9 protein-coding genes and 2 pseudogenes are annotated in these 10726 nt (G+C 46.5%); 3 read left to right on the forward strand and 8 right to left on the reverse strand.

The window, feature by feature from the left end:
- Positions 1-36: 36 nt before the first annotated feature.
- Positions 37-1041 (reverse strand): lysophospholipid acyltransferase family protein, encoded by a 1005-nt coding sequence (locus tag AC4E7D_RS06475; RefSeq protein WP_490172996.1) that lies wholly within the window; start codon positions 1039-1041, stop codon positions 37-39.
- Between the two features lie 135 nt (positions 1042-1176).
- Between AC4E7D_RS06475 and AC4E7D_RS06480 the strand changes: the two genes are divergently transcribed.
- Complete coding sequence (locus AC4E7D_RS06480; RefSeq protein ID WP_490172997.1) at positions 1177-1731, forward strand: thioredoxin family protein; 555 nt, start codon at positions 1177-1179, stop codon at positions 1729-1731.
- A 39-nt stretch (positions 1732-1770) separates the two neighbouring features.
- The gene (locus AC4E7D_RS06485; protein WP_490172998.1) at positions 1771-2304 is read left to right on the forward strand and encodes a GNAT family N-acetyltransferase; all 534 of its coding nucleotides are present in this window, start codon (positions 1771-1773) and stop codon (positions 2302-2304) included.
- 346 nt (positions 2305-2650) lie between these two features.
- Here AC4E7D_RS06485 and AC4E7D_RS06490 read toward each other — a convergent pair whose 3' ends face one another.
- Genes AC4E7D_RS06490 through AC4E7D_RS06500 form a run of 3 tightly spaced genes read right to left on the reverse strand, consistent with a single transcriptional unit; the run spans position 2651 to position 5901 of the window.
- Positions 2651-3583: a peptidylprolyl isomerase gene (locus tag AC4E7D_RS06490; RefSeq protein WP_490172999.1), complete on the reverse strand. Its 933-nt coding sequence runs from the start codon at positions 3581-3583 to the stop codon at positions 2651-2653.
- Positions 3584-3628: 45 nt separating this feature from the next.
- Positions 3629-5014 (reverse strand): M20/M25/M40 family metallo-hydrolase, encoded by a 1386-nt coding sequence (locus AC4E7D_RS06495; protein ID WP_490173003.1) that lies wholly within the window; start codon positions 5012-5014, stop codon positions 3629-3631.
- A 2-nt stretch (positions 5015-5016) separates the two neighbouring features.
- A complete protein-coding gene (locus tag AC4E7D_RS06500; protein ID WP_490173000.1) occupies positions 5017-5901 on the reverse strand; it encodes a PPK2 family polyphosphate kinase in 885 nt (294 codons plus the stop codon).
- Between the two features lie 176 nt (positions 5902-6077).
- On the opposite strand from AC4E7D_RS06500, the gene AC4E7D_RS06505 reads away from it, so the two are divergent.
- Entirely contained in the window at positions 6078-6779 is a 702-nt protein-coding gene (locus AC4E7D_RS06505; protein ID WP_490173001.1) for a hypothetical protein, read from the forward strand.
- 9 nt (positions 6780-6788) lie between these two features.
- On the opposite strand, the gene AC4E7D_RS06510 is transcribed toward AC4E7D_RS06505, so the two are convergent.
- The 4 genes and pseudogenes from AC4E7D_RS06510 to AC4E7D_RS06525 form a co-directional block, all read right to left on the reverse strand.
- Positions 6789-7952, reverse strand: a complete 1164-nt coding sequence (locus AC4E7D_RS06510) for a sigma-54-dependent transcriptional regulator (protein ID WP_490173002.1) — start codon at positions 7950-7952, stop codon at positions 6789-6791.
- Between the two features lie 9 nt (positions 7953-7961).
- Positions 7962-8834, reverse strand: a complete 873-nt coding sequence (locus AC4E7D_RS06515; RefSeq protein ID WP_490173004.1) for a DUF6268 family outer membrane beta-barrel protein — start codon at positions 8832-8834, stop codon at positions 7962-7964.
- 142 nt (positions 8835-8976) lie between these two features.
- Positions 8977-9780, reverse strand: a pseudogene (locus AC4E7D_RS06520) (mechanosensitive ion channel family protein); the annotation flags it as partial.
- Positions 9765-10715: pseudogene (locus AC4E7D_RS06525) on the reverse strand (ABC transporter permease); the annotation flags it as partial. The pseudogenes AC4E7D_RS06520 and AC4E7D_RS06525, both read right to left, overlap by 16 nt.
- Positions 10716-10726 lie beyond the last annotated feature (11 nt).

Consider the following 10726-nt stretch of genomic DNA (forward strand, 5'->3'; position numbering starts at 1 on the left):
TAAGCTCAAAAACGGTATACAGCAGACCTAAAATAATTACCCCAGGGATTTAATGTACAACTGGTTCAGCCCAAAATGTAGGGCAAGCAGGGTAAGGGCCTGGGCATATCCAAGTCCTGGGCCCAAGAATATCAGGGAAAGGAGGTAAAAAATGGGGAAGGTCAGCAAAGCGAAGCCAAAACGAAATGTACTGGCGAACTCGGGTTCGGGAACAACCCGAGTTTTTATCCACAACCACACTAAGGAAAGTGGAAAGTTCAACAGGTAAAAAATACTTTTGATAAAAGCTTTCGGGCGGTGTTTTACGAAGATGTCACTCGTCCTATCCTCCTGAAAATCCTTAAGGAGTTGATTGGCCTTTCCCGGATCCATAAAATCGATCCCCTGATGCTCGAGCCAGGCTTCAAGCTGATCGTGTGGGGCCTCCTCTGGTATATGTGTAGTCAGGGTTTTTAGTTGCTCCGTAACTTCATTTCTCATGCGATCCACAGACACCCGCGGGTTGTCTGGGAGATAGAATTGTGTTGCCGAAAAGGGAGTTCCATAACAGAGGGCTGCCGAATCCGGCAAATCAGCGGCACTATAAAAATTAAGCCCTACGGGCATAAGCTGAATATCAAGACCTGGGTGCTGTTCCAGACAGCGAAACAAGATCCTGGTAAACCCCTTGCTGAGTGGCCTGACCCGGCGTTCCAGATTGTGATTGGCTTCCGGAAAGATCAATATGGCCTCCCCCTCTGAAAGTAGATCAGCACATCTTTGAAAGATTTCCTCATTCCTACTCAGTGTTTCGCGACCATCGCGTAGCCGGTAAACGGGCAACATCCTGAAAAAATAAAACAGGGAACGGAAAAGCGCATTGGAGAAGACATCGGAGCGGGTTAAAAAATAAGGTTTACGCCTGCATAGGGTTGCAATCAAAAGGGCGTCGAGTAAGGCATTCTGATGATTGGGTAAAAACATCAGGGGTCCTTGCCCGGGGATAGCCATGGCATTGTTAACCCTGATCTTTCGAAAATAGCAGTAGAGCGCAGCCCGCATGCATAATTTTGCCGTAAAGTAGATGACTTTCCTCAAGTTCGGTGCTATAGGTTACTCAGCGAAGTCGCTCAATAAATTTCTTTCGTTTTTAAAATACCATTAATTTTACCAGCGTATCACCACAATTTACAGAAAATGGCACGAACACCGAGCAATATGCTTCCCCTGGGAACCTCTGCCCCATCTTTTAACCTTTATGATACCATTACGGACAAGATGATCCAACTTGAAGACGCCCGGGGTGAGAAAGGTACCGTTGTCATGTTCATTTGTAACCACTGCCCCTTTGTAATTCACGTCAATGAGGAAATCGTGAAGCTGGCCAAGTCCTATCTACAAAAGGGTATTGGTTTTATTGCCATTTCCAGCAATGATGTTGAGAATTACCCCCAGGATGCCCCTGACCTCATGAAGCAAACAGCCCAGCGTTTGGGGTATCCCTTTCCCTACCTCTATGACGCAACTCAGGAGGTGGCACAAGCCTATGACGCAGCCTGCACTCCTGATTTCTACCTTTTTGACAAGGACCTGAAGTTGGTCTACCGGGGACAGTTAGACGATTCCCGGCCGGGAAATGGTATACCGGTTACGGGTAGCGACCTTAAGGCAGCAATGGACAACCTGATAAACGGACTGCCCATATCCGGCGACCAAAAGCCCAGTATTGGTTGTAATATCAAATGGAAATAAAAGCCTTAGCTGATTTAAAACACACTCCCGCGAACCTACATGAAAAAGGGTGCCATTTCCATTGTTCCACTTCGTCCTGAACTTTTTGAGACTTACATACAGGTGGGTACAACATCCTACTGCCAGCACTACCTGCACCTTTGGGAAAACCAGGACCCTACCTACTATATTGAAAATGCCTTCCGATCAGAAGTGGTACAAAAAGAATGGGAAGACCCGGAGGTATTACTCTACCTGATCTACCTGGAAACCCTCCCGGTGGGTATCCTGAAAATTATCCTGGATAAGGTTATAAATGGAGAAAATAAAATCAACTGCCTGTTTCTGGAACGGATTTACCTATTGGCAGCGTATACGGGAAAAGGCATCGGCCAAGCGGCACTTGAGTTTACAGAAACCCTGGCCAGGAAAAAAGGGCAAAACCACATTTGCCTGGAAACCATGCAAAAAGGCCCCGCCCTCGATTTTTATCAAAAAAACGGATATGCTATTTTGGGGGTTAAGCAACTGGATTTCCCGGGAATGGTGACTGATGAACGACCCATGTATATTCTTGGGAAAGCATTGCTGTAATACGGCACAGCTTCTTTCAATACGCTATATCCAACCTTTACGTATCAAAAGATGATGTATATGGGCATAGTAGTGGACACCGTGCCAAACATACCGGCCAATATTTTCTCCTTTAAATCACCTGCCGACCTGTAGAAGTAATTTTAACAGGATTGGGGTAGGGTATTCCTTCAGTTAATTGTTTAGATCAATAAGGGCGGTAAGGCCAACTAAAATCCTTGTATATGAATACTTTTTTCGCAATTCTGATCTTACTAGTGGCCCTGAATATGTTCCTTTTGTTCATAAGCTACCGACAGCCCAAATAGTCTCAGGAAAAACTTACTTCTTTCCTATTGATCGTGGGTTATTGGACGTCTACCAGCTCTACATCAAACAACAAAGTTGCATTGGGTGGAATAACACCACCTGCACCGGCAGCGCCATAGGCAAGTTCTGGCGGTATGATCAGACGGGCTTTATCCCCAACTTTCAATAGTTGTATCCCTTCGTCCCATCCCGGGATTACCTGTCCTACTCCCAACTGAAAACTAATGGGTTGATTTCGCTGAAAAGAAGAATCGAAGACCTGTCCGTTAAGCAGGGAGCCTTCGTAATGTACAGATACGGTTTTGCCCTTTTGGGCTTCCGGGCCATTACCCTTATCCAATATTTTAAACCGCAGGCCGCTTTCTGTCTTGTCAAATCCCTCTGTAACTTTTTCCAGGGCTGCTTCAGCCTCTTCTTTTGCTTTGGCCAGGCGTTCAATTCGGGAGTTTTCAAAGGTCCGAAATGCAGCTATAGCATCCCAGGCTTCAGCATCCTTTCCTACCCTTAGAATTTCAAGCGATTCAATCAGGTCGCCCTGTGCAATAGTATCCACTACTTCCTGCCCGTGTTCCACATGGCCAAAAACCGTGTGCTTGTTGTCCAGCCAGGGCGTGGCCACATGTGTTATAAAAAACTGGCTCCCGTTCGTCCCAGGGCCTGCATTTGCCATCGAGAGCACTCCTGGCCCGGAATGTCGCAGATCCGGATGGAACTCATCGTCAAATTTATATCCCGGGTCACCCGTACCCGTACCCAGCGGGCATCCCCCCTGAATCATGAAATCCGATATTACCCTGTGGAACGAGAGTCCATCGTAGTACGGACTGCCTTCGGATTTGGCAGAGTTTTTCATCTGACCTTCAGCCAGGGCGACGAAATTCCCAACGGTACCAGGCGTTTTATCATAGGTGAGTTTAACGAGGATTTCTCCTTTACTCGTATTGAATTTGGCGTATATTCCTTCTTGCATAATGTTGATTTAGCTAAGGCGCAAAGGTAGGCAATTTAGGAGGATTTACCCCTTAATTACAGAGGGTGTAATAATTCCGTATTTGTCTATCAGATATACCAGGCTGGCCATGGTGGCTGCCCCCAATTCAAGCTCCCTTTTATTCACATGCTCAAAGGTATCGTTAGCGGCATGGTGATGGTCAAAATAGCGTTGGGTATCCGGCCTAAGTCCCGCCAGTACGGCCTGACCATCCTTTAGAGGTCCGATATCTGCACCACTCCCACCTTTGATAAAGCTGTGGATAAGATACGGCTCAAAAAGGGGCTTCCAGCTGAGAATTTGATTGTAATTGTCTTCGCTGCAATCAAATGAGAAACCCCTTGGGGTAAACCCTCCTGCATCGCTCTCCAGTGCAAAGACGTGTTTCTCACCCTTTTTAAGGGCTTCTGCAGCATATTTTCGTCCACCCCTGAGCCCATTTTCCTCATTCATAAACAACACCACGCGCAATGTGCGTTTGGGACGGTATCCGGTTTTTTTGAAAAGGTGCAACACCTCCATACTTTGCACGCATCCGGCACCGTCATCGTGAGAACCATCCCCCAGGTCCCAGGAATCCAGATGCCCGCCAACGACCATGATCTCTTCAGGATAAGTTGTTCCACGGATTTCACCAATAACGTTGTACGACAAAACATCTTCCAGCTGCCGGCAATTTTGCTTGAAATAGAACTTGATACCCGGGTCCAGTTTCAGGGTGGTGCTCAAGAGGTCTGCCCCGTTGGTACTGATGGCTGCAGCGGGGATACGCTGTTCCGGGGGCAATTCCCCATAACTCATGGAGCCCGTATGGGGATAGTCGTCGTTCCGCAAGGTCATGGACCGAACAATCACACCTACAGCTCCTTTGGCTGCAGCTTCTTCGGCACCTGAATAACGTTGGTCAACGCAACCCGAATAGCTCTGAAATGTATTGATCAAAGTGGGGTCCATGGGTCGGTTGTAGAAGACGATTCTGCCTTCTACCTGTTCCCTTGGCAGGTTTTTAAGTTCTTCTATGCCCTGCACTTCCACTACATGCGCCTTGAGACCACCCAAAGGAGTGGCTACAGAGCCGCCCAGGGCACACACGGGAACATTGTTGGTAAGTCCCGGTTTGCTCTCGATATAGGCAAATTCAGGAGTGCCCCGCACCCATTTAGGCACCATTACGGGTTGTAACCAAACGCGATCAAGCCCAAGCGAATCAAGTTGGGCCCTGGTGTAGGCCACAGCCTGTTCGGCCTGGACAGAGCCAGATAACCGCCCGCCGATTTGATTGGAGAGGTAATTGAGCCAGGCATATGACTTCCCATCGGTGAGGGCAGCATCATAGAGGGCTTTTATTTGTCTTTCATCTTCGCTCTGGGCGAACGTCTGAAGTGCCACTAAGGCAACAATGAAAAGCATTCTCATTCCTTATCTTCTTGAAGTTGTTTTCTGTATAATGGGATATTTGCCTTGATTTCCTCATCCAACTCGGGCGCCTTAATATCCTTGTGTTTGCTGAGTTCTTCCAGCAAGATCGAAGCCACAATTACACGTGCTGCGCGCTTGCTGTCAGCAGGGATAACATACCAGGGGGCATGTGGATGGGAAGTCCTGTTGATGGCTTCTTCATAACAACTGATGTACCGATCCCATAGTTTTCGTTCTTTCAGGTCGCCCGGGGAAAACTTCCAGTTCTTCCGTTCCAGGCGAAGCCGCCTCAGCAGGCGTTGGCGTTGTTCTTCCTTAGAAAGGTGGAGGTAGAATTTAAATACCAGCGTCCCGTTTTGGGCCAAATGTTTTTCAAAATTATTGATTTGTTCGAACCTCGCATTCCAGAACTCCTCGTCAATTTTATCAACCTGATCAATTCCGGGGATATTCTCTGAGAGGATATATTCCGGATGGACACGGGTAACTAAAACATTCTCATAGTGGGTCCGGTTGAATACGCCAAATTTACCCTTGGCGGGCAGGGCGATGTAATGCCTCCAGATATAATCATGTGCCCGTTCCAGGTCAGTGGGCACCTTGAAGCTGTGCACTACCACACCATTTACATTGCAATCCTTGAAGACCTCACGGATAAGGCTGTCCTTTCCCGAGGTATCCATCCCCTGAAGGCAGATCAGCACTGAATATTTCCTGTGTGCCCAAAGGGTATTCTGAAAGTCACCCAGGGCCACCCTGACTTTCTCCAGATCTTTCTTAAGTTGTTTGTCAGACCTGCCGAGGGTCTGCAGGGTGGGTATATTCTTCAATTCAATCCCGGGATTGGCAAAATAATCCCCGCTATTAATTTGTTCCATGGCCTGAATATAGGATATTTTCTTGGGCTTCTAAAGGGCTTATAAGGCCAGAAAGCCGTCCTTGTAGCTACGCTTCGACTGCTGCTTTCTGGTTTTTGTCGAAAAAAAGGGGAGGCCGCTATGGAAGGTTGTACTTTTATATTGTCCTAAATTTTACAGTATCAAGACTTTACGTTATGCGTACCACTTCCTTCCTGATATTGCTTAGCTCCGCTATGCTGTTTCTCTCCTTCACTCCAAACAAGGCATGTGAGTACATGGGGTCTAACATCGGGTTTATCCAAAAGCAAACCCTGAAGGCCCTGGAGAGTGATGACATCAATATATCACGTTATTACGCATACAGGGCACTTAATGCCATCGAAAAGTCCAAAAAGCAATTCATGGCCTGCGGGTGTGAACAGGCCGAGAAAAACATAGAAGAAAGCTCTGAACACCTGAAAAGGGCCACCAGGGTCACGACCCTGGCCAGTACCAGAATTATCCTTAACAAAGCCCTGCAAAGCACGCAAAACAGCCTGGAAGCCCTGGAAGAACACGAAGAATTACACGATAGCCGTTACGGCAGTGATCAGCTGAGCATGAACACCAAAGCCGCATATCTGGAGCAACAAAAAGGACGGATGCCGGTTGGGGAGGCCCTGCAGAAGAAAATAGACCAGGCATTGATCGACTATCAGAACTCCCTTGAAAAGGTCGTAAATTCCACCCCTTGCAAAGAGGCATACAAACTGGCCATCACCAATTATGAAAGATGTGAGGAGCAACTCTTGCGACCCGATCTGTCTGAGGCGAAGAAATACTACAATCTGAAGACCAAGCAAATCACCGAAGCGGCGTTGAACAAGCTTAAAAACTGCACCACATCAGCCGAGTAAGATCGAATACTATTTGCTGGCAAATAAATTCACATCCTCTTCGGATACTTCCTTTCCACCCAGGATAATGAGGCGCTCTACAACATTGCGCAATTCCCGTATGTTTCCCGTCCAGTCGTATCCCTGAAGCAGGTCTACCGCCTTTTTGGAGAATTTCTTTTTCGCTATTCCCTGCTCTGCCGCGATCTTCTCTGAAAAGTGTTCGATCAGCATTGGGATATCGGCCCTCCTGTCATTGAGCGCCGGTACCTGAATGAGGATTACCGCTAGTCTGTGGTATAAATCCTCCCTGAAGTTCCCATCAGCAATTTCCTTTTTCAGGTCCTTGTTCGTAGCGGCTACTACGCGCACATCTACTTTAATGTCTTTATCCGAACCCACCCGAGAAATCTTGCTTTCTTGCAACGCCCGCAGGACCTTTGCCTGGGCGGAAAGGCTCATATCGCCTACTTCATCCAGGAAAATAGTTCCTTTATTGGCCGCCTCAAATTTACCTGCCCGGTCCTTTACCGCAGAAGTAAAAGCTCCTTTCACATGGCCAAACAATTCACTTTCAATCAATTCTGAAGGAATAGCTGCACAGTTTACTTCTATGAACGGCCCGCTGCTACGGGAACTCTTTTGGTGAAGCCAGTGGGCCACCAATTCCTTTCCTGTACCATTCGCCCCTGTAATTAAGACCCTGGCATCGGTAGGTGCTACTTTTTCGATCATATCCTTGATCTTGGTGATCTCCTTACTATCGCCAACCATTTCATAATTCTTGCTCACCTTCTTCTTAAGGATCCGGTTTTCACTGACCAGTTCCTTCTTGTCCAGCGCATTCCTAACGGTGGTGAGCAGGCGGTTGAGGTCCGGTGGTTTTGAGATGTAATCGAAAGCCCCGAGTCGCATGGTATTCACTGCAGTATCCAGGTCACCATGCCCTGAGATCATAATAAAAGGGGTCTCGGGTTTTATTTTACGGGCGGCCTCAAGCACTTCCACCCCATCCATTTTGGGCATCTTAATATCACAAAGGGCAAGGTCATAATCATTCTTTTTAATCATGTCCAGCCCCTTGCTTCCATCCTCTGCTTCTTCTACGTCATAGTGATCATTTTCTTCTGTTAGGATTTTCACAAGGACGCGCCGGATGGCTGCTTCATCTTCTATTACCAGTATTTTCGACATTCGAATTATTTAAAAAATTGAAACTTTGAAACCCAGCTTGTAATACAGGCTGCCTTTATTGTTCAAGTTAAAAACATTATTTCTTTTATCATCGCGCAAAATTCCATTTTGTAGGAACGTATAACCTGCAAAACCATAAAAAGATGCCATTTTGGACAGGTTGAACTGATATCCAAAAGCACCAACCAGGGCAGAGAGTGAAATGGCTGAGCCTAAGTCGTTATCAGGCAAAATGATATCGTTTTGCGCATTCACAAAATATCCATCCAAAAATAATGCCATGAGGAAGGTATTCCTGTTGGTCAGGTGATATCTGAAATCACTGCGGGGGATTCCCAGGGTGAAGGACCATTTGGGATGAAAGCGCCGATAGTAGTTGATCAGGGGAAGGGGTACGGGCAAACCTGTGGTGCTGTTATATGTGAGCCCCAGCACCAGGCGAAATGGTTTCTCATGATCCATTCGTTCCTTCCAAAAGGTCGCCGTGGCATTGATCAAAAAATCCTTACTGCCAATAGTGGTCACCAAATTTGAGGCCAGGCGTGGTGTTAATATCCCCACAAATCGCCAGTCTTCATTCCATTTGAAGATATAGCCCAGGTTAAAGTCGATAACATGCAGGTGCTCCAGTTCTGAGTCGTCAAAAGGATATTCACGTTCCGGGTCAAAATCAATGTAGTTGTATTCAGAGCCAATGATCAGGTACTTTTCCCCCTTAAGTTTAAACGGCATATTCAATATCACCCTGTACCGCGATGTATTCACCTCAGAAATATCATTGGGTACTTTGGTATATTCTAATCTGAGCAGGTCTGTACTCTGCCCCTGGCAGTATAAAACCGCAAAGCATGCCAGAACACCGGCTTTCAGGAGCTTACTTATTGGCATTTCCGGTTTTTCTCATGTGCTGACTAACTTCAAATGGGGCATGCTGATACACATGTACGTCCCGTTGTGGGAATGGAATAACAATCTTGTTTTCTCTGAATGCCTTGTCGATCTGATACCTAAGATCACTTTTAGTAACTGGTGAAGAGAAGCTTTCGCTGATGTGGAATTTAACTGAAAACAGCAGGGCAGAATTCCCGAAGTCTTCAAACAAAACAAAAGGCTCCGGGTGTTTGAGAATTGCCGGATTATTGAGGGCGCAGTCCAGAAGCAGTTGGGTAACTTTATCCACATCACTCCCATAAGCCACGCCAACATCCACAGATTCCCGGGTACTATCCTGATTTTGAGTATGGTTATAAATGATGTTGGATATAAACATGTGATTGGGAATCACAATTACCTTGTCGTCCCTGGTTATGGCCCGTGTAGTACGCAGTTTTATTTCAAAGACCCTTACCACCTTTCCGTCTACCTCAATGATATCACCCACCAACAGGGATTTATCGGTAATAATAAAAATCCCCGCAATGATATCCTGGAAGAGCTCCTGAAGGGCCAAACCAAGACCCACGAATAGAGCTGCTGAAGCTGTGATCAGGATGGTGATATCAATGCCCGCTGCACTCATGGTCACCAGGATGACCGCCACATATACCAGGTATTTTATGAACCTGAAAACACTGATGAATTTTTGCTTGTCATCCCCCTGCATCTTGCGGGTAAGCAACATCCGTAACCATTTAAGGACAAAACTGGTAACCAGAAAGGCCAACACTAATAGCAGCAGCAGGCCAATAGTGATATGAATAGATTTTTCTCCTTCCCCGATGTGCAGGCCCATATTGAGGATCTCCTTAATGGAGCCCCACAGGTCTTTTTCCAGGAACTCTCCTACCTTACTCGGATTATCCTGGAATAAACTTAATATCGCAACCATTTGAACAATTCTTTATACGACGGTTTTTTACCATACATTAATATGCCTACCCGATAAATCTTGGCAGCCAGCCACACAATCCCTATAAAGGTAAGTCCCAGCAACAATATAGATACCAAAAATTCCCACAGGGGCACCCCACCATCCCCGATCCCCGCTGGCAGTCGCATCAGCATTACAATTGGAGAGGTTAGGGGAAAGAGTGAAAACCCTACTGCAATAGGGCCGTTTGGGTTATTGAAAACGGAGAAAAATCCGATGTATATAGCGAGTACCAGAGGCATTATTATCGGAAGCAGGAATTGTTGGGTATCGGTCTCATTGTCTACTGCAGCGCCAATGGCCGCATAAATTGAACTGTAAATGAGGTAACCCAGGACAAAGTATACTACAAAAGAGAAGATCAATAAGGCCCAGGGAATCTTATAAAGTTCAGTAGCATAGAGTTGCAAGGTATCAGCTGTTGGGGATACAGTTTCCATTCCCGGCATACTAGGGCCCATCTGGGGTCCGGATTCAAGAGCTGATAAATCAATCCCAAAAACCGATAATACAAAGAACATCAGAAGGGAGGCAGAAATGATCCAAATGGCGAATTGGGTGACCCCGGCAAGGGAAGTCCCGATTATTTTTCCCAACATCAGCTGAAAGGGCTTTACAGTAGAGATGATCACCTCAATAATGCGACTGGTTTTTTCTTCTATGACACTGCGCATTACAAAGCCCCCGTAGATCACAATGAACATCATGATGAGATATCCGAAACTCCCTCCAATTATGGCCTTGATCTCGTTGATCCCTTTCAGGTTTTCCTCGCCCTCAAAAGTAGCGGTACGCAGATCAAAGCCTGTTCCCAGTTCCTCAAATTCCTGTGAAGAGACGCCCAGGTCACTAAGCCTTTTTGCCCGGATCTTTTCTGAGAAAACAGCCTCAATAATTCATTACC

The sequence above is a fragment of the Lentiprolixibacter sp. genome, from assembly GCF_982873095.1.